This window comes from Escherichia marmotae, assembly GCF_002900365.1.
GTDB lineage: Bacteria > Pseudomonadota > Gammaproteobacteria > Enterobacterales > Enterobacteriaceae > Escherichia > Escherichia marmotae.
In genome coordinates, this window is sequence record NZ_CP025979.1 from 1,876,441 (window position 1) to 1,897,051 (window position 20,611).

A 20,611-nucleotide genomic window follows, 5' to 3' on the forward strand; every position below is an offset into this window, starting at 1 on the left:
TCAGTTCATCATCACCAAAAAAAGAAACATTCCAGAACTTCCGCATCTCGCCCAGCCGCGCCCACTTCTATACTGAAACGAAAACGCCCACATAAGAGAAATCTATGTCATTACCCGATTTTCATATTTCTGAACCTTTTACCCTCGGTATTGAGCTGGAAATGCAGGTGGTTAATCCGCCGGGCTACGATCTTAGTCAGGACTCTTCAACGCTAATTGATGCGGTAAAAAGTGAGATTAGCGCCGGGGAAGTGAAGCACGATATCACCGAAAGTATGCTGGAACTGGCAACTGGTGTTTGCCGTGATATCAACCAGGCTGCCGGGCAATTTTCAGCGATGCAGAAAGTCGTTCTGCAAGCTGCGGCGGAGAATCATCTGGAAATTTGCGGTGGCGGTACGCACCCATTTCAGAAATGGCAGCGTCAGGAGGTGTGCGATAAGGCACGCTATCAGCGGACGCTGGAACACTTTGGTTATCTCATTCAGCAGGCGACTGTTTTTGGTCAGCATGTTCACGTTGGCTGCGCCAGTGGCGATGACGCCATTTATTTGCTACACGGCTTATCGCGCTTTGTGCCGCACTTTATCGCCCTTTCTGCCGCGTCGCCGTATATGCAGGGAACAGATACCCATTTTGTCTCCTCACGGCCAAATATCTTTTCCGCCTTTCCCGATAATGGTCCGATGCCGTGGGTCAGTAACTGGCAGCAATTCGAAGCCCTGTTTCGCTGCCTGAGCTACACCACGATGATCGACAGCATTAAAGATTTGCACTGGGATATTCGCCCCAGCCCTCATTTTGGCACAGTAGAAGTTCGGGTGATGGATACCCCGTTAACCCTTAGCCATGCGATAAATATGGCGGGATTGATTCAGTCCACCGCTCACTGGCTGCTGACGGAACGCCCTTTTAAGCATCAGGAAAAGGATTATCTGCTGTATAAGTTCAACCGTTTCCAGGCCTGCCGCTATGGTCTGGAAGGCGTTGTTACCGATCCACACACCGGCGATCGTCGGCCACTAACAGAAGACACCTTACGATTGCTGGAAAAAATCGCCCCTTCTGCGCATAAAATTGGTGCGTCGAGTGCGGTTGAGGCTCTGCATCGCCAGGTCGCCAGCGGTCTGAATGAAGCACAGTTGATGCGTGATTTCGTTGCCGATGGCGGCTCGCTGATTGGGCTGGTGAAAAAGCATTGTGAGATTTGGGCCGGAGACTAAGTCGGGAATTGCCTTACAGAAGAATATCCCTGACAATGGTGTTTTAACTTACATTTAACAATGTTATGAAACATCCTTTAGAAACCTTGACCGCCGCAGCAGGCATTTTGTTGATGGCTTTCCTCTCTTGCCTGCTGCTGCCCGCCCCCGCGCTGGGGCTGACGCTGGCACAGAAACTGATGGCCACGTTCCATCTGATGGATCTGAGTCAGCTTTACACTTTGTTATTTTGTCTGTGGTTTTTAGTGCTGGGCGCTATTGAATATTTTATTCTTAGATTTATCTGGCGACGCTGGTTCTCGCTGGCGGATTAAACATCGATTATCGCCGCGGTTCGCGGCATACTTTGCTTATTCTCCTTCGCCTTAAGGAAAGTTTATGGATAAGCAATCACTGCTTGAAACGGCGAAACGCCTGGCGCTTGAGCTGCCTTTCGTCGAGCTTTGCTGGCCGTTTGGCCCGGAGTTTGATGTTTTTAAAATTGGCGGCAAGATTTTTATGCTGTCGTCAGAACTGCGCGGCGTCCCCTTCATAAATCTGAAGTCCGATCCACAAAAATCCCTGTTAAATCAGCAGATATATCCGAACATTAAGCCTGGATATCACATGAATAAAAAGCACTGGATTTCGGTGTATCCCGGCAAGGAAATCTCCGAAGCGTTACTTCGCGATCTGATCAACGATTCATGGAATTTAGTGGTTGATGGCTTAGCCAAACGCGATCAAAAAAGACTGCGCCCAGGCTAAAACGTAAATCTATAGAGCATTTTTCTCGCTTACCATTTTACTTCGATCCTTGTAATCTGCTGGCACACAAATGTCTTTCACAAGGAGTCTTTATGGATATTATTTCTGTCGCCTTAAAGCGTCATTCCACTAAGGCATTCGATGCCAACAAAAAACTTACCCCAGAACAGGCAGAGCAGATCAAAACCCTGCTGCAATACAGCCCTTCCAGCACCAACTCCCAGCCGTGGCATTTTATCGTTGCCAGCACTGAAGAAGGCAAAGCGCGTGTCGCCAAATCCGCTGCCGATAATTACGTGTTCAACGAACGTAAAATACTTGATGCCTCGCACGTCGTGGTGTTCTGCGCGAAAACCGCAATGGTCGATGCCTGGCTGAAGCTGGTTGTTGACCAGGAAGATGCTGATGGCCGCTTTGCCACGCCGGAAGCGAAAGCCGCGAACGATAAAGGCCGCAAATTCTTCGCGGATATGCACCGTAAAGATCTGCAAGATGATGCAGAGTGGATGGCAAAACAGGTATATCTCAACGTCGGTAATTTCCTGCTGGGCGTTGCGGCACTGGGTCTGGACGCGGTGCCAATCGAAGGTTTTGACGCCGCGATCCTCGATGAAGAATTTGGTCTGAAAGAGAAAGGCTACACCAGTCTGGTGATCGTTCCGGTGGGTCATCATAGCGTCGAAGATTTTAACGCTACCCTGCCGAAATCTCGTCTGCCACAAAGTATCACTTTAACCGAAGTGTAATTCTCCCTTGCCGGGCATCCGCCCGGCTATTTATCCTCAGATTTTACTTATTTGCATAACCCCCTTTCACCCGTCATCATAGGCCGCTGTTGTATAAAGGAGACGTTATGCAGGATTTAATATCCCAGGTTGAAGATTTAGCGGGTATTGAGATCGATCACACCACCTCAATGGTGATGATTTTCGGTATTATTTTTCTGACCGCCGTAATAGTGCATATTATTTTGCACTGGGTGGTACTGCGTACCTTCGAAAAACGCGCCATCGCCAGCTCACGGCTGTGGTTGCAAATCATTACCCAGAATAAACTCTTCCACCGTTTAGCTTTTACCCTGCAGGGGATTATCGTCAATATTCAGGCGGTATTCTGGCTGCAAAAAGGCACCGAAGCGGCTGATATCCTGACCACCTGTGCGCAGTTGTGGATCATGATGTATGCGCTGCTTTCAGTCTTCTCCCTGCTGGATGTTATTTTAAATCTGGCTCAGAAATTCCCGGCGGCAAAACAGTTGCCGTTAAAAGGGATATTTCAGGGGATCAAACTGATCGGCGCGATTCTGGTCGGCATATTAATGATCTCACTGCTGATTGGTCAGTCACCGGCAATTCTGATCAGTGGTCTTGGCGCGATGGCTGCCGTACTGATGTTGGTGTTTAAAGATCCGATTCTTGGTCTGGTTGCAGGGATTCAGCTTTCCGCGAACGATATGTTGAAACTGGGCGACTGGCTGGAGATGCCAAAATACGGCGCGGATGGCTCAGTGATCGATATCGGCTTAACTACCGTCAAAGTGCGTAACTGGGATAATACCATTACCACTATTCCCACCTGGTCGTTAGTATCCGACTCCTTTAAAAACTGGAGCGGGATGTCAGCCTCTGGCGGTCGACGTATTAAACGCAGTATCAGCATTGATGTCACCAGTATTCGTTTTCTTGATGAAACCGAAATGCAGCGGCTGAATAAAGCGCATTTGTTGAAACCCTATTTAACCAGCCGCCATCAGGAAATTAACGAGTGGAATCGCCAGCAAGGTTCTACGGAGTCAGTATTAAACCTGCGCCGAATGACCAATATTGGAACGTTTCGCGCCTATCTGAACGAATATCTACGCAATCATCCGCGGATTCGTAAAGATATGACCTTAATGGTGCGCCAGTTAGCTCCCGGCGATAATGGTTTACCGCTTGAGATCTATGCGTTTACTAATACTGTGGTGTGGCTGGAATATGAAAGCATTCAGGCTGATATATTCGACCACATATTTGCCATCGTCGAAGAGTTTGGTCTGCGACTTCATCAGTCACCAACCAGCAATGATATTCGCTCCCTGGCAGAAGCATTTAAGCAGTAATTAAAAAACCGCTCTCATCGAATGGATGAGAGCGGCTTCAAATTGTTGACATCATTTTGTCGGATGCGGCGTGAACGCCTTATCCGACCTACACTATTATTTCGCTTTCCGGCGCAGTGTTTTAAACGCCACAAACAGGAACACAATCCACACCGGCAGCAAAATTGCCGACAAGCGCATATCATCCATCGTGCACATCAACAGCAAAATCATGCCGAGGAAGGCAATGCAAAGATAGTTGCCAAACGGATAGAGCAGCGCCTTAAACTGTGTTTCACGCCCCTGACGTCGCATCGCTGCACGAAAACGCAGATGCGCCAGGCAGATCATAATCCAGTTCAACAGCAAGGTTGCCACCACCAGTGCCATCAGCAAACCAAACGCTTTTTGCGGCAACAGATAGTTGATCAACACCACCAGTGAGGTGATCGCCCCGGAAAGCATCAGCGAGTTGATCGGCACGCCGCGACGGCTAACACGGGTAAGGAACTTCGGTGCGTTACCCTGGACGGAAAGGCCAAACAGCATCCGGCTGTTAGAGTAAACCCCGCTGTTATACACTGACAGCGATGCCACCAGAATGACGAAGTTCAGCGCAGAAGCCACCACGTTGCTGTCGAGGTTATGGAAAATCATCACAAACGGGCTACTGTTAGATTTCACTTCCACCCACGGGTAGAGCGCCAGTAATACCACCAGCGAACCGATATAAAACAGCAAGATACGATAAACCACCTGATTTACCGCCTTCGGGATGCTTTTTTCCGGATCGCGCGCTTCAGCGGCAGTGATCCCAATCAGCTCCAGGCCGCCGAAGGAGAACATGATCACCGCCAGCGACAAAATCAGCCCATTCCAGCCAGTGGCAAAGAAACCACCAAAGCGCCAGAGGTTATCGATACTGGCTTTCTCGCCACCGTGACCAGAAAACAGCAGCCACAGACCAAAACCGATCATGCCGATAATCGCCAGCACTTTAATCAGCGCAAACCAGAACTCGGTTTCGCCATACAAGCGCACGTTCACCAGGTTAACGGCGTTGATGATAATAAAGAAGGCGGCGGCCCAGACCCACGTAGGAACATCCGGGAACCAGTACTGCATATAGATGCCCGCAGCGGTCAGCTCTGCCATTCCCACCAGCACGAACATTACCCAATAGTTCCAGCCGGAAAGGAAGCCTGCAAACGGTCCCCAGTATTTATAAGCAAAGTGGGCAAACGAACCGGAAACCGGCTCCTCAACCACCATCTCGCCAAGCTGGCGCATAATCAGGAAAGCGATGATCCCGGCGACGCCGTAGCCCAGCAACACGGCCGGCCCCGCCATCTGAATCGCCGGGCCAATGCCAAGAAACAGACCAGTACCAATTGCACCGCCCAGCGCAATCAGTTGAATATGACGGTTATGTAATCCCCGATGAAGCGTCGGCTCTTGATTCGACGCGGTATCTTCCGATACGGTTGACGCGTTTTTCACGCCTTTCCCCTGTGTGTCTTTTTTAATGAGGGGCATCTTTTAACATTTAGTGCTGGTCGTCGCAAGACACAATCCACACAGTTAAACCGGGTATCCTTTTCTTATGCAAATTGCCGACAAAAAGTACTCTGTTATTGCCAAATAAGGTGTTAACGCCTTATTTGGCCTACAGAAACGTGCAAATTCAATAAATTATAATTCACGCTGTAGGCCTGATAAGGCATAGCGCATCAGGCAATTTTGCCTAAACCCGATGACGGTGCAGCCACATCAACTTATACGCCGCCGGGATAATAAACAGCGACAGCAACGGTGCGGTGATCATACCGCCAATCATCGGCGCAGCGATGCGACTCATCACTTCGGAACCCGCCCCTGTTCCCCACAGAATCGGCAGCAGACCAGCGATAATCACCGCTACCGTCATCGCTTTTGGGCGCACGCGCAGTACCGCGCCGTGATACAACGCCTCATCCAGCTTCTGTTCACTAAAGGTTTGCGGATTATCCAGCGACGGCTCTGCCTCTATGGCGTGACGTAAATACATCAACATCACCACACCAAACTCGGCAGCGACTCCGGCGAGAGCGATAAAACCGGTGCCCGTTGCCACGGAAAGATGAAAGCCCATCCACCACAGGAACCAGATACCGCCCACCAGCGCAAACGGTACACTACTGATAATCAACAACGCTTCGCCTACGCGACGGAACGCCAGATATAACAGCACGAAAATGATCATCAACGTCATCGGCACCATGAGTTTCAGCTTATGGTTCGCGCGCTCCAGTAACTCGAACTGCCCGGAGAACGCCACACTAGTGCCCGGTTTCAACTGCACTTTCTCGGCAATCGCTTTTTGCAGATCGTGAACCACCGACACCATGTCACGGTCGCGAGCGTCGATATAAATCCAGCTCGTCGGTCGCGCATTCTCGGTTTTCAGCATTGACGGTCCGCCAGAGACTTTGACGTCAGCAACGTCAGCAAGGGTGATTTGCTGTTTCATCGGCGTCAGAATCGGTAGCTGTCGCAGCGCCTGCGGGCTGTCGCGCCAGCTTTGTGGATAACGCAGATTAATCGGGTAACGAGCAATCCCTTCCACCGTTTCGCCAACCATCGCTCCGCCCACTGCGGATGTCACAAACAACTGCACATCCGCCACCGTCATACCGTAACGCGCGGCTTTTTCGCGGTTAATCTCAACGTTGATATAGCGCCCACCTTCCAGGCGTTCGGCAAGCGCAGAAGCCACGCCAGGCACCGTTCGCGCCACTTCTTCGATTTGTTCCGCCATCGCGTCGATATCCGCCAGCACGTTGCCGGAAACCTTAATCCCGATGGGACTTTTAATGCCGGTCGAGAGCATATCGATACGGTTACGGATTGGCGGCACCCACAGATTTGCCAGCCCCGGCAGCCGCACTGTGTTATCCAGCTCTTCGATGATTTTGTCCATCGTCATACCTGGCCGCCACTGATCCTGCGGCTTAAGTTGAATGGTCGTTTCTACCATCTCCAGCGGAGCAGAATCAGTTGCCGTTTCCGCTTTCCCGGTCTTGCCAAATACCCGCGCCACTTCCGGCACGCTTATGATCAGCTTGTCAGTTTTTTGCAGCATACTCGCCGCTTCCGCCGCGGAAATCCCCGGTAGCGTCGAAGGCATATACAGCAAGTCCCCTTCATTGATCTGCGGTAAAAATTCGCCGCCAACTTTATTGAGCGGCCAGATTACCGTCAGCACCGAAAGCGCCGCCACCAGCAGTGTGGTTTTTGGCCGGTGCAATACTTTCAGCAACAGCGGATGGTAAATCCGAATCAAAAAGCGGTTGAGCGGATTACTACTTTCTGGCGGAATTTTGCCACGGATCCAGTAACCCATCAGGATCGGGATCACCACGATCGCCAGCAGCGCAGCCCCCGCCATCGCATAGGTTTTAGTGAACGCCAGTGGACCAAACAAACGCCCTTCCTGTCCTTCAAGGGTGAAGATCGGGATAAACGACAACGTAATAATCAGCAAACTGATAAACAGCGCTGGCCCTACTTCAACAGAAGCATCGGTGATCACCTGCCAGCGTGTTTTATTATCCAGCGGGGCGTCAGGATGCTGATGCTGCCACTCTTCCAACCGTTTATGGGCATTCTCGATCATGACGATAGCGGCATCGACCATCGCCCCGACGGCAATCGCAATACCGCCCAGCGACATAATATTGGCGTTCAGCCCCTGAAAGTGCATGACAATAAAAGCAATACACAACCCCAGCGGCAACGAAATAATCGCCACCAGCGCCGAGCGCACATGCCAGAGGAACAGCGCACAGACTACCGCCACCACAATAAACTCTTCCAGCAGCTTGCCGCTGAGATTGTCGATAGCGCGGTCAATAAGCTGGCTGCGATCGTATGTTGTAACTATCTCCACGCCTTCCGGCAGGCTGCTTTTCAGCGCTTCCAGTTTGTCCTTCACGGCGGCAATAACTTCACGGGCGTTTTTGCCGGAGCGCAGGATAACGACCCCACCCGCCACTTCGCCTTCGCCGTTCAGCTCCGCAATACCCCGGCGCATTTCCGGCCCAACCTGAACCTTCGCTACATCACGCAGATAAACGGGAACACCATTTTCACTGGCTTTTAAAACGATGTGATTAAAGTCGTCGAGCGTTTGCAGATAGCCACTGGCACGTACCATATACTCTGCTTCCGCCAGTTCAATCGACGAACCGCCTGCTTCCTGGTTTGAGGCATCCAGCGCACTTTTCACTTCTGCGAGACTGATGCCATATTGCGCCAGGCGCTGAGGATCGATAACTACCTGATACTCTTTTACCACACCGCCCACCGATGCCACTTCCGCAACATTGGGGATGGTTTTTAGCTCATATTTAAGAAACCAGTCCTGCAATGAGCGTAAATCAGCCAGATCGTGCTTCCCGCTGCGATCCACCAGCGCGTATTCATAAATCCAGCCAACGCCCGTGGCATCTGGCCCCAACTCGGCACTGACACCCGCAGGCAGCTTACCCTGCACCTGGTTGAGGTACTCCAGCACCCGCGAGCGCGCCCAGTACGGATCGGTGCCATCTTCGAAAATGACATACACATAAGAGTCGCCAAACTGCGAGAAACCGCGCACTGTCTTCGCGCCCGGCACCGACAGCATGGTAGTGGTTAGCGGATAAGTGACCTGATTTTCAACGATTTGTGGTGCCTGACCGGGGTAACTGGTTTTAATAATCACCTGCACATCGGAGAGATCCGGCAGTGCATCCACTGGCGTGTTAATAATGGTCCAGGTGCCCCAGATACTCAGAAACAATGCGCCCATCAGCACCAGAAAACGGTTCGCCACCGAGCGACGAATAATCCATTCAATCATTGGTTATTCCCTCAATGCGCATGGGTAGCACTTTCAGAGCGCATCCGCTCCAGCGCACCAGAAATATTGGCTTCGGAATCAATCAGAAACAGCCCGCTGGAAACCACCTTTTCACCTTCCGCCAGACCAGAGCGTAGCGCGGTGATACCTTGTGATGCCTGGAAAACGGAAACGCGTTTCGGAACAAAACGCCCGTCGGCATCAACGGTAATCACCCGCTGTTCGCTGCCGGTGTCGATCAGCGCCTGTGACGGAATCAGCAGCATCGGTTCGCTGGCGGTATTGAGTTGCAACCAGGCGTTCATTCCCGGTTTTAGCGCCTCTTCGGCGTTGTCGACTTCCAGACGCAGTTGCAGCGTGCGGGTCGCGGCATCCACGCCGGGTAGCAGCGTCCATTTGCGAATGGTGAGCGTTTTATCGGGTCGCGCCGGAACGGTGAGCGTAAACTGCGAGGCATCTTTCACCAGCCAGGCGATGGACTCCGGGATCGCGGCAGTGACCCACACCGGGTTCATACCCTGAATTTTCGCTACCACGTTATCTTTGGCGATATTCATTCCCGCGCGCAGATCAAACGCGGTGATCACGCCATCAATGGGCGCTTTGAGCGTAAAGCGAGTCTGGATTTTTTGCGTGGCGATCAAGCGACGAATATCGGCCTCCGGCATTTCCGCCAGTCGCAGCCGCTCAAGAATGCCTTCGATCTGGGTCGCCGTACCGCCGGTTTCACGTAGCAGTAAATACTCACTCTGCGCTTCCACCCAGTCGGGAATAGTCAGCTCGAGAAGCGGCGCGCCCTTTTTCACTTTATCGCCCACGGTAAGCGGATAAACCTTGTCGATAAACCCGGCGGCGCGGGCCTGCACAATAGCAAACTGATACTCGTTGTAACTGACGTTTGCCGGGAAACTCTGGGCAAACGTCAACGACCCGCGCGTGACGGTGGCCGTTTTCACCCCCAGATTCTGCGTCTGGGTCGGGTCAATACGTACACCAGACGCAGAATTCTCTTCATCGGCATATTTCGGCACCAGATCCATATCCATAAACGGTGATTTACCCGGTTTATCGAACCGCGTATTGGGATACATCGGGTCATACCAGAATAAAATTTTACATTCTGCGGTTGGTGTTTTTTCTGCTGGCTGTTCCGCCTGGGAAAACCAGGTAAAACCTGCCGCGGAAATAATACCGCCCGCGATCATGCTGCCGATAATAAGCGCGATTTTTTTCATTTCATTAAACCTGGGTTACTGGCTGATTTTAATATCCTGTAATAAAGAAAGGTTGCCCTGCTGGACAAAATTAAACGCCACTTTGTCACCGGTTTTAATTTCGCTCATTTTCGTCTGCGGGGTGATGGTAAAACACATGGTCATCTCCGGCCAGTTCACGGCAGCAATCGGATCGTGATGGATAGTGATTTTTTTGCTTTCCAGATCAACACCTTTTACCACACCGGTGGCGCTAATTACCTGCGGTTGTGCTTCGCTCATCGTTTCATGATGATGTTCGTTAGCCTGCGCATTAAAGCCAATAACAGTAAACAGACTGAACATTGCGACTTGCAGTGTCTTTTTCATTTTATATCTCCTGGAGTTAAAAAATTATTGCTGCCAACCGCCACCCAGAGCGGTATATAAGGAAACTTCGTTAACCTGACGGGCATAATTCAGGTCGAGTAAGGTTTGTCGGGTAGCAAATAAAGAACGTTCGGCATCCAGCACTTCCAGATAACTTACCGCGCCGTGCTGATATAACGTCCGCGCCCGTTGCAGGGTAATTTGCAACGACGCCAGATAACGCTGCTGAGCGCTGATTTGATCATTCAGGCTTTGGCGTAACGCCAGCGCATCGGCCACTTCTTTAAAGGCGTTCTGGATTTTCTGTTCATAATTCACCACCGACTGCTGCTGGCGAATTTCAGCGATATCCAGATTGGCCTGGTTACGTCCGGCATTAAAAATGGGGATCTCAATTTTGGGGATAAAATTCCACATCCCGCTGCTGGCGTTAAATAATGACGACAGATCGCTGCTGGCGGTTGATATTCCGCTGGTCAGGCTTATAGACGGAAAAAATGCCGCGCGTGCAGCGCCAATATTGGCATTGGCCGCCATTAATGCATGTTCGGCTTCCATAATATCCGGGCGTTGCAATAAGATTTGCGATGACAAACCCACCGGTAATTTAACGCTTTGCAAGCTGTCGCTGTTTGCTGCCTGCGCTTGCGGCAGCTTGCCGTAGCGTCCCAATAACAGTTGCAACGCATTATTCGCCTGCGCCAGTTCCCCCTGACGTTTAGCAATATCGCTACGGGTACTTTCAATCACCCCACGAGCCTGTTCCAGCGCCAGAACATTGCTGCTACCGGTTAACAGTTGTTTTTCGACAAACGCATATGACTGTTGATAATTACGCAGCGTTTCTTCGGCTATTTGCAATTGCGCATAAGCCAGTTGCTGGTTGTAATAGCTTTGCGCGACATTCGAAACCAGCAGAATATGCACCGCGCGCCGGGCTTCCTCAGTAGCTAAATAATTTTGTCGCTCGGCTTCGCTCATGTTCTTTAAGCGACCGAAAAAATCGAGGTCAAAACTGGCGTTAAGGCCAGTCGAGAACTCCCGTGTCGTGGCGGTATTGCCTTTAAGATTACCGCTCCAGTTGCCGCTACCCTCGCCGTTGAGTTGCGGGTAGCGATCGGCATCGGTCAGTCGATATTGCGCCCGCGCCTCCTGCACTTTTAGCGCCGCCATACGCAAATCCCGGTTATTCGCCAGCGCCTCGCTAATCAGCGTCTTCACCTGATTATCAACAAAAAAGGTGCGCCAGCCCGCACTCTGGTAATTATCGACCGGGTTGATCAGGCTGTTCTGACTTAACGAAAACTGCTGCGGCACGGGCATTGCCGGGCGCTGATAATCCGGTGCCAGTGAGCAACCACTTAGCGCGAGGGCCACACAAAGTGTCAGGAGTTTACAATGAGACATAGGCGCATAATTTCTGGTGATTTTATGCCGCCAACTTTACCCGCCAGGCTCTGATTTTCCGGTGACAGGAAAATGACAAAATTGTCATTTTGCCAATAAGCGATTGCCATCTGATCGCGCTCCTCTAGAATTGGCCGGGCAGTATGCGGAGGAAACATGAAACTGTTGATTGTCGAAGATGAAAAGAAAACCGGCGAATATCTGACCAAAGGGTTAACCGAAGCCGGTTTTGTGGTCGATTTGGCCGATAACGGACTTAACGGCTACCATCTGGCGATGACTGGAGATTACGACCTGATAATCCTCGATATTATGCTGCCAGACGTGAACGGCTGGGATATCGTGCGCATGTTGCGTTCTGCCAACAAAGGGATGCCGATTCTGCTGCTCAGCGCGCTGGGTACGATTGAACATCGCGTCAAGGGGCTGGAGCTGGGAGCGGATGATTATCTGGTGAAGCCATTCGCTTTTGCTGAACTGCTGGCGCGGGTGCGCACCTTACTGCGGCGCGGAGCGGCGGTGATTATCGAAAGCCAGTTTCAGGTTGCCGACCTGATGGTCGATCTTGTCAGCCGCAAAGTCACCCGTAGCGGCACGCGTATCACTTTGACCAGTAAAGAATTTACCCTGCTGGAGTTTTTCCTCCGTCATCAGGGCGAAGTACTGCCCCGCTCGCTTATCGCTTCACAGGTATGGGACATGAATTTTGACAGCGACACCAACGCCATTGATGTGGCGGTGAAGCGACTGCGCGGCAAAATCGACAATGATTTTGAGCCAAAACTGATTCAAACCGTGCGTGGCGTGGGTTACATGCTTGAGGTGCCGGATGGCCAATAAGCCATTTCAGCGCCCGTTTTCGCTGGCAACCCGCCTGACCTTTTTTATCAGCCTTGCCACCATCGCGGCATTTTTCGCCTTTGCATGGATCATGATCCACTCGGTAAAAGTCCATTTTGCTGAGCAGGATATTAATGATTTAAAAGAGATTAGCACCACCCTTGAACGGGTACTTAATCACCCTGACGAGACACAAGCCCGACGCTTAATGACGCTGGAAGATATCGTCAGTGGTTATTCCAACGTCTTGATTTCCCTGGCAGATAGCCACGGTAAAACGGTATATCACTCCCCAGGCGCGCCGGATATCCGCGAGTTTGCACGCGATGCCATACCCGATAAAGACGCACGTGGTGGTGAGGTGTATCTCCTCTCCGGCCCGACGATTATGATGCCGGGCCACGGTCACGGGCATAGGGAACACAGCAACTGGCGGATGATTAACTTGTCGGTTGGCCCGCTGGTGGACGGCAAACCGGCTTATACGCTCTACATTGCGCTGTCGATCGATTTTCATCTTCATTACATAAATGATTTGATGAATAAACTTGTAATGACTGCATCGATCATCAGCATCCTGATCGTCTTTATCGTGCTGCTGGCGGTACATAAAGGTCACGCGCCGATCCGCAGCGTCAGCCGCCAGATCCAGAATATCACTTCGAAAGATCTCGACGTTCGCCTGGACCCGCAGACCGTGCCGATTGAGCTGGAGCAACTGGTGCTGTCGTTTAATCATATGATTGAACGTATTGAAGATGTCTTTACCCGCCAGTCCAACTTCTCGGCAGATATCGCCCACGAAATTCGCACGCCAATTACGAATCTGGTGACGCAAACGGAAATTGCCCTGAGTCAGTCGCGCAGCCAGAAGGAACTGGAAGATGTGCTCTACTCTAACCTGGAAGAGTTGACGCGAATGGCGAAAATGGTCAGCGATATGCTGTTTCTCGCCCAGGCCGATAACAACCAGCTAATCCCGGAAAAGAAAATGCTCAACCTGGCAGATGAAGTCAGCAAAGTTTTCGATTTTTTCGAGGCGTTAGCGGAAGATCGCGGCGTGGAACTGCGATTTGTTGGCGACAAGTGTCAGGTCGCGGGCGATCCGTTGATGTTGCGTCGGGCGTTAAGCAACCTGCTTTCTAACGCCCTGCGTTATACGCCGCCCGGAGAGGCAATTGTAGTGCGTTGCCAGGCTACCGATCGCCAGGTACAGGTTACCGTCGAAAACCCCGGTACGCCCATTCCGCCCGAACACTTACCGCGATTGTTCGACCGCTTCTACCGCGTTGACCCCTCCCGCCAACGAAAAGGTGAAGGTAGCGGCATTGGCCTGGCGATTGTGAAATCGATTGTTGTCGCGCATAAAGGCACGGTTGCGGTAACGTCAGATGCGCGTGGGACAAGGTTTGTGATCTCATTACCCGCTTAATCATTCAGCAAACAGCAACTTTTATCACCAGTGTAAAAATAACGTGCCGCAATAGTCATACCTATTAATGGTAAAAAGCTGTCACAATTCATAAAAAACCTTAATATACGCCACCCTAAACATAAGCAGCGTTAATGTAAGGTTTTGGCGTGGACTGGCTTCTTGATGTTTTTGCTACCTGGCTTTATGGCTTAAAAGTAATCGCGATAACGTTAGCGGTCATAATGTTCATCAGCGGACTGGACGATTTTTTCATTGATGTCGTCTACTGGGTTCGTCGCATTAAGCGCAAGTTGAGTGTTTATCGGCGCTACCCACGAATGAGTTACCGCGAACTGTACAAACCAGATGAAAAACCGTTAGCGATTATGGTTCCGGCGTGGAATGAAACTGGCGTCATCGGCAATATGGCCGAGCTGGCGGCAACCACGCTCGACTATGAAAACTATCATATCTTTGTCGGCACTTACCCGAACGACCCCGATACTCAGCGTGATGTTGACGAAGTGTGTGCTCGCTTCCCGAACGTGCATAAGGTGGTCTGCGCACGTCCTGGCCCCACCAGCAAAGCAGATTGTCTGAACAATGTGCTGGACGCCATCACCCAGTTTGAGCGAAGCGCCAATTTCGCCTTTGCGGGTTTTATTCTGCATGACGCCGAAGATGTGATTTCGCCAATGGAACTGCGTCTGTTCAACTACCTTGTCGAGCGTAAGGATCTGATTCAGATCCCGGTGTATCCGTTCGAACGCGAATGGACGCACTTCACCAGCATGACCTATATCGATGAGTTTTCCGAACTGCATGGCAAAGATGTTCCGGTGCGTGAAGCCCTCGCCGGACAGGTGCCCAGCGCAGGTGTTGGCACCTGTTTCAGCCGCCGCGCCGTGACCGCGCTGTTGGCTGACGGTGACGGCATTGCTTTTGACGTGCAAAGTCTCACCGAAGATTACGACATTGGTTTTCGCCTGAAAGAGAAAGGAATGACGGAGATTTTTGTCCGTTTTCCGGTGGTGGACGAAGCTAAAGAACGCGAGCAGCGTAAATTTTTACAGCACGCGCGGACGTCAAACATGATCTGCGTGCGCGAATATTTCCCCGATACCTTTTCCACCGCAGTGCGGCAAAAGTCTCGCTGGATCATCGGCATTGTTTTCCAGGGATTTAAAACCCATAAATGGACTTCCAGCCTGACACTCAACTACTTTCTCTGGCGTGACCGCAAAGGGGCAATCAGCAACTTTGTTAGTTTCCTCGCGATGCTGGTGATGATCCAGCTTTTGCTGTTACTGGCGTATGAAAGTTTATGGCCTGATGCCTGGCATTTTCTTTCTATTTTCAGCGGCAGCGCATGGTTAATGACCCTGCTATGGCTAAACTTTGGCTTGATGGTTAACCGTATTGTGCAGCGGGTGATTTTTGTCACCGGTTACTACGGCCTGACGCAGGGCCTGCTATCCGTCCTGCGGCTATTCTGGGGCAACCTGATTAACTTTATGGCTAACTGGCGCGCGTTGAAACAGGTGCTTCAACATGGCGATCCGCGTCGCGTAGCGTGGGATAAAACGACGCACGATTTCCCCAGCGTGACTGGCGATACCCGTTCGTTGCGCCCGTTAGGTCAAATTTTGTTGGAAAATCAGGTCATCACCGAAGAACAACTCGATACAGCACTGCGTAATCGCGTCGAAGGTCTGCGTCTCGGCGGTTCGATGCTGATGCAAGGGTTGATCAGCGCCGAACAACTGGCGCAGGCGCTGGCTGAGCAAAACGGCGTGGCATGGGAATCGATCGATGCCTGGCAGATCCCTTCCTCGCTGATTGCCGAAATGCCGGCTTCCGTAGCACTGCATTATGCGGTGCTGCCGCTGCGTCTGGAAAATGATGAGTTAATTGTCGGTAGTGAAGACGGCATTGATCCGGTGTCACTGGCGGCACTGACGCGCAAGGTTGGACGTAAAGTGCGCTACGTCATTGTTCTGCGCGGGCAAATTGTCACCGGATTACGCCACTGGTATGCACGCTGCCGCGGTCACGATCCGCGGGCAATGTTGTACAATGCGGTTCAGCATCAGTGGCTCACGGAACAACAGGCCAGCGATATTTGGCAGCAATATGTGCCGCATCAGTTCCTGTTTGCCGAAATACTGACCACACTCGGCCATATTAATCGTTCAGCGATTAATGTGCTGCTACTGCGTCATGAACGCAGCTCTCTGCCGCTCGGCAAATTTTTGGTTACTGAAGGTGTCATCAGCCAGGAAACGCTGGATCGCGTACTGACAATTCAACGCGAATTACAAGTTTCGATGCAATCTCTATTACTCAAAGCAGGTTTAACCACAGAACAGGTTGCGCAACTGGAGTCCGAAAATGAAGGAAAATAACCTTAATCGCATCATCGGATGGTCTGGTTTACTGCTGACGTCTTTATTGAGTACTGGCGCACTCGCAGACAATATTGGCACCAGCGCCAAAGAGCTGGGGCTTAGCGACTATCGCCATTTTGTTATTTATCCCCGCCTCGATAAGGCGCTGAAAGCACAGAAAAATAACGACGAAGCAACCGCCATCCGTGAATTTGAATATATTCATCAGCAGGTGCCGGATAATATTCCGCTGACTTTATATCTGGCAGAAGCCTATCGCCATTTTGGTCATGATGACCGCGCACGGCTGTTGCTTGAGGATCAGCTTAAACGAACTCCCGGCGATGCCCGACTTCAACGTAGCCTTGCGGCAATTCCTGTGGAAGTCAAAACAGTGAATACCATCGAGGAGCTGCTGGCCCAGCAAAAAGCGTGCGATGCTGCGCCGACTCTGCGTTGCCGCAGTGAAGTTGGGCAGAATGCGCTGCGGCTGGCACAGTTATCTGTTGCCAAAGCGCAACTGAACGATGCGACGTTTGCCGCATCGCCGGAAGGAAAAACGTTACGAACCGATCTGCTGCAACGCGCAATCTACCTGAAACAATGGTCCCAGGCGGATACGCTATACAATGAAGCACGCCAGCAGAATACATTAAGCGCAGCAGAGCGCCGTCAGTGGTTTGACGTGCTTCTTGCCGGGCATCTGGATGATCGGATCCTGGCGCTGCAATCAGTGGGGATCTTCACCGATCCACAGTCGTATATTACTTACGCGACCGCACTGGCTTATCGTGGCGAAAAAGCACGCCTCCAGCGTTATCTCGCTGAAAACAAACCTCTGTTCACTACTGACTTACAAGAGAAAAGCTGGCTCTATCTGTTATCAAAATACAGTGACACTCCGGTGCAAGCGTTGGCGAATTACACGGTACAGTTTGCCGATAACCGCCAGTACGTTATTGGCGCAACGCTTCCGGAGCTGTTAAAAGAGGGTCAGTACGACGCGGCGCAAAAACTGCTCGCCACCCTCCCCGCCAATGAAATGCTTGAAGAGCGTTATGCCGTCAGTGTGGCAACCCACAACAGAGTTGAAGCACTACGTCTGGCGCGGTTGCTGTATCAGCGAGAACCAGCAAATCTTACGCGCCTGGATCAACTGACCTGGCAACTGATGCAGAACGGACAGTCACGTGAAGCTGCCGATTTGTTACTGCAACGCTACCCTTTCCAGGGCGATGCAAGCGCCAGCCATACGTTAATGACGCGGCTGGCGTCTCTGTTGGAAAGTCATCCTTACCTGGCAACGCCAGCGAAAGTGGCGATTTTATCGAAACCGTTGCCGCTGGCGGCGCAACGCCAGTGGCAAAGCCAGTTGCCGGGTATTGCTGACAATTGCCCGGCAATCGTCCGTTTACTGGGCGATATGTCACCGACTTACGATGCAGCCGCCTGGAACCGTCTGGCGAAGTGTTATCGGGAGACGCTACCTGGTGTGGCGTTGTATGCATGGCTTCAGGCAGAAAAACGGCAACCGAACGCGTGGCAACATCGCGCGGTGGCCTATCAGGCGTATCAGGTTGAAGACTACGCCACCGCACTGGCGGCCTGGCAGAAAATCAGTCTTCACGACATGAGCAAGGAAGATCTGCTCGCTGCCGCCAATACCGCCCAGGCGGCTGGAAATGGCACGGCTCGCGATCGCTGGCTTCAGCAGGCAGAACAACGCGGGCTGGGCAACAATGCTCAGTATTGGTGGCTACATGCACAACGTTATATTCCTGCTCAGCCAGAACTTGCACTGAACGATCTCACTCGCTCAATTAACATTGCGCCTTCAGCTAACGCTTACGTTGCGCGGGCGACGATTTATCGGCAACGTCATAATGTCTCAGCGGCAGTGAGCGATTTGCGCGCCGCTCTGGAACTGGAACCGAATAACAGCAATACCCAGGCGGCGCTCGGTTACGCCTTGTGGGATAGCGGCGATATCGCGCAGTCGCGGGAGATGCTGGAACAGGCGCATAAAGGGCTACCGGACGATCCGGCACTCATCAGACAACTGGCTTACGTGAATCAGCGTCTGGATGATATGCCTGCGACGCAACACTACGCCCGGCTGGTGATTGATGACATTGATAACCAGGCGCTGATTACACCGCTGACACCAGAACAAAATCAGCAACGCTTCAATTTCCGTCGTCTGCATGAGGACGTTGGTCGCCGCTGGACGTTCAGTTTCGATTCCTCCATCGGCTTGCGTTCCGGCGCGATGAGTTCAGCTAGCAATAACGTCGGTGGCGCTGCGCCAGGTAAAAGCTATCGTAGCTACGGACAACTGGAAGCCGAATACCGCATCGGGCGCAATATACTGCTGGAAGGCGACCTGCTTTCGGTTTACAGCCGTGTGTTTGCCGATACCGGAGAAAACGGTGTGGTGATGCCGGTGAAAAATCCGATGTCCGGCACCGGCCTGCGCTGGAAGCCGCTGCGCGATCAGATCTTTTTCCTTGCCGTTGAACAGCAGTTCCCGCTGAATGGGCAAAATGGCACCTCCGACACCATGCTGCGTGCCAGCGCCTCGTTCTTTAACGGCGGCAAATACAGCGATGAGTGGCACCCGAACGGTTCAGGCTGGTTTGCCCAAAACCTGTATCTCGATGCGGCGCAATATGTCCGCCAGGATATTCAGGCGTGGACGGCTGATTACCGTGTGAGCTGGCATCAGAAAGTCGCGAACGGGCAGACAATCGAACCTTACGCTCACATACAGGATAACGGCTATCGTGATAAAGGCACTCAGGGCGCACAGCTTGGTGGCGTCGGCGTGCGCTGGAATATCTGGACCGGCGAGACGCATTACGATGCCTGGCCGCACAAAGTCAGTCTCGGCGTCGAATATCAGCATACCTTTAAGGTGATTAATCAACGTAGCGGGGAGCGCAACAACGCGTTTCTCACCATTGGAGTGCACTGGTAAATGCGTAAGTTCATTTTCGTATTGCTGACACTGCTCCTGGTCAGCCCTTTTTCCTTTGCAATGAAAGGTATTATCTGGCAACCGCAAAACCGTGACAGTCAGGTCACCGACGCCCAGTGGCAGGGACTGATGAGTCAGTTGCGTCTCCAGGGCTTCGACACCCTGATTCTGCAATGGACTCGTTATGGCGATGCATTCACCCAGCCAGAACAGCGCGCGTTATTGTTTAAGCGTGCCGCAGCAGCGCAACAGGCTGGTCTGAAGCTGATTGTTGGTCTGAACGCCGATCCGGAATTTTTTCTGCATCAGAAGCAGTCATCTGCAGCGCTGGAAAGCTACCTTAATCGCCTGCTGGCCGCCGATCTCCAGCAAGCCAGATTATGGCGTGCCACGCCTGGCGTAACGCCGGATGGCTGGTACATCAGTGCGGAAATTGACGATCTGAACTGGCGCAGTGAAGCCGCCCGACAACCTTTACTAAAATGGTTAAACAATACGCAGCGACTGATTAGCAATGTTTCAGCAAAACCGGTTTATATCAGTAGCTTTTTCGCTGGCAATATGTCGCCCGATGGCTATCGGCAACTGCTGGAACAAGTTAGAGCGACAGGCGTTAATGTCTGGGTACAGGATGGCGGCGGCGTTGATAAACTCACCGCCGAACAGCGTGACCGTTATCTGCAAGCCAGCGCAGATTGCCAAACTGCCTCACCCGCCAGCGGCATTGTTTATGAGTTGTTTGTCGCGGGCAAAGGTAAAACGTTTGCAGCTAAACCAAAACCGAATGCGGAGATCGCCTCGCTACTAGCAAAACGTTCCGCCTGTGGCAAAGACGCACTCTATTTCTCTCTGCGCTATTTGCCCGTCGCGCGTGGCATCCTCGAGTATTAATTGTTTAAGGGAGCAACTTTGCTTGCTCCCTTCCTTTTCACTTGCCTGATCAGAATCCTGTCTGTATTAATTCTCAGTTTTCAACGCATTTTATGCGTCTGACGTTTTTCAATTATTTAACCAAACCGCGATCAAAAAGTGATAGTGTAATTTGCGAAAGAGGAGGCGTTAAAGGAAGAA

Annotated in this window: 15 protein-coding genes; 10 read left to right on the plus strand and 5 right to left on the minus strand. The window is 51.7% G+C overall.

All coding sequences use genetic code 11. The annotated features are described in order from the left end of the window. Window positions 1-104 precede the first annotated feature (104 nt). The 5 genes from C1192_RS09820 to ybdG all read left to right on the plus strand — a co-directional run bounded on the left by C1192_RS09820 (window position 105) and on the right by ybdG (window position 4,071). The gene (locus tag C1192_RS09820; protein ID WP_038355229.1) at window positions 105-1,223 is read left to right on the plus strand and encodes a YbdK family carboxylate-amine ligase; all 1,119 of its coding nucleotides are present in this window, start codon (window positions 105-107) and stop codon (window positions 1,221-1,223) included. 65 nt (window positions 1,224-1,288) lie between these two features. Next, the gene (locus tag C1192_RS09825; protein ID WP_000682506.1) at window positions 1,289-1,537 is read left to right on the plus strand and encodes a DUF1158 domain-containing protein; all 249 of its coding nucleotides are present in this window, start codon (window positions 1,289-1,291) and stop codon (window positions 1,535-1,537) included. A 64-nt stretch (window positions 1,538-1,601) separates the two neighbouring features. Beyond that, window positions 1,602-1,970, plus strand: coding sequence for an MmcQ/YjbR family DNA-binding protein (locus C1192_RS09830; RefSeq protein ID WP_000360970.1), 369 nt, complete (start codon window positions 1,602-1,604; stop codon window positions 1,968-1,970). Between the two features lie 92 nt (window positions 1,971-2,062). After that, entirely contained in the window at window positions 2,063-2,716 is a 654-nt protein-coding gene (gene nfsB, locus C1192_RS09835; RefSeq protein WP_038355228.1) for an oxygen-insensitive NAD(P)H nitroreductase, read from the plus strand. Window positions 2,717-2,823: 107 nt separating this feature from the next. Further along, window positions 2,824-4,071: a mechanosensitive ion channel YbdG gene (gene ybdG / locus C1192_RS09840; RefSeq protein WP_001153127.1), complete on the plus strand. Its 1,248-nt coding sequence runs from the start codon at window positions 2,824-2,826 to the stop codon at window positions 4,069-4,071. Window positions 4,072-4,167: 96 nt separating this feature from the next. Here the strand turns inward: ybdG and pheP are convergent, their stop codons facing one another. The 5 genes from pheP to cusC all read right to left on the minus strand — a co-directional run bounded on the left by pheP (window position 4,168) and on the right by cusC (window position 11,922). After that, window positions 4,168-5,550, minus strand: a complete 1,383-nt coding sequence (gene pheP / locus C1192_RS09845) for a phenylalanine transporter (RefSeq protein WP_000786335.1) — start codon at window positions 5,548-5,550, stop codon at window positions 4,168-4,170. Window positions 5,551-5,794: 244 nt separating this feature from the next. Beyond that, the gene (gene cusA, locus C1192_RS09850; RefSeq protein ID WP_038355227.1) at window positions 5,795-8,932 is read right to left on the minus strand and encodes a Cu(+)/Ag(+) efflux RND transporter permease subunit CusA; all 3,138 of its coding nucleotides are present in this window, start codon (window positions 8,930-8,932) and stop codon (window positions 5,795-5,797) included. Window positions 8,933-8,943: 11 nt separating this feature from the next. Next, complete coding sequence (gene cusB / locus C1192_RS09855) at window positions 8,944-10,167, minus strand: Cu(+)/Ag(+) efflux RND transporter periplasmic adaptor subunit CusB (RefSeq protein ID WP_038355226.1); 1,224 nt, start codon at window positions 10,165-10,167, stop codon at window positions 8,944-8,946. Window positions 10,168-10,182: 15 nt separating this feature from the next. Beyond that, window positions 10,183-10,515 carry a Cu(+)/Ag(+) efflux RND transporter periplasmic metallochaperone CusF gene (gene cusF, locus C1192_RS09860; RefSeq protein ID WP_038355225.1) on the minus strand — a complete coding sequence of 111 codons (333 nt, stop codon included), beginning with the start codon at window positions 10,513-10,515 and terminating at the stop codon, window positions 10,183-10,185. Between the two features lie 24 nt (window positions 10,516-10,539). After that, window positions 10,540-11,922, minus strand: coding sequence for a Cu(+)/Ag(+) efflux RND transporter outer membrane channel CusC (cusC, locus tag C1192_RS09865; RefSeq protein WP_038355224.1), 1,383 nt, complete (start codon window positions 11,920-11,922; stop codon window positions 10,540-10,542). A 156-nt stretch (window positions 11,923-12,078) separates the two neighbouring features. On the opposite strand from cusC, the gene cusR reads away from it, so the two are divergent. The 5 genes from cusR to C1192_RS09890 all read left to right on the plus strand — a co-directional run bounded on the left by cusR (window position 12,079) and on the right by C1192_RS09890 (window position 20,431). Next, window positions 12,079-12,762: a copper response regulator transcription factor CusR gene (gene cusR, locus C1192_RS09870; protein ID WP_000770938.1), complete on the plus strand. Its 684-nt coding sequence runs from the start codon at window positions 12,079-12,081 to the stop codon at window positions 12,760-12,762. Further along, window positions 12,752-14,194 carry a Cu(+)/Ag(+) sensor histidine kinase CusS gene (cusS, locus tag C1192_RS09875; RefSeq protein ID WP_038355223.1) on the plus strand — a complete coding sequence of 481 codons (1,443 nt, stop codon included), beginning with the start codon at window positions 12,752-12,754 and terminating at the stop codon, window positions 14,192-14,194. The genes cusR and cusS overlap by 11 nt, the downstream gene beginning before the upstream one ends. Window positions 14,195-14,343: 149 nt before the next feature. Further along, window positions 14,344-16,581: a cyclic di-3',5'-guanylate-activated glycosyltransferase NfrB gene (gene nfrB, locus C1192_RS09880; protein ID WP_038355222.1), complete on the plus strand. Its 2,238-nt coding sequence runs from the start codon at window positions 14,344-14,346 to the stop codon at window positions 16,579-16,581. After that, window positions 16,568-19,540, plus strand: coding sequence for a bacteriophage adsorption protein NfrA (gene nfrA, locus C1192_RS09885; RefSeq protein ID WP_038355221.1), 2,973 nt, complete (start codon window positions 16,568-16,570; stop codon window positions 19,538-19,540). The genes nfrB and nfrA overlap by 14 nt, the downstream gene beginning before the upstream one ends. Continuing rightward, complete coding sequence (locus C1192_RS09890; protein WP_038355220.1) at window positions 19,541-20,431, plus strand: DUF4434 family protein; 891 nt, start codon at window positions 19,541-19,543, stop codon at window positions 20,429-20,431. The last annotated feature ends 180 nt before the right edge of the window (window positions 20,432-20,611 follow it).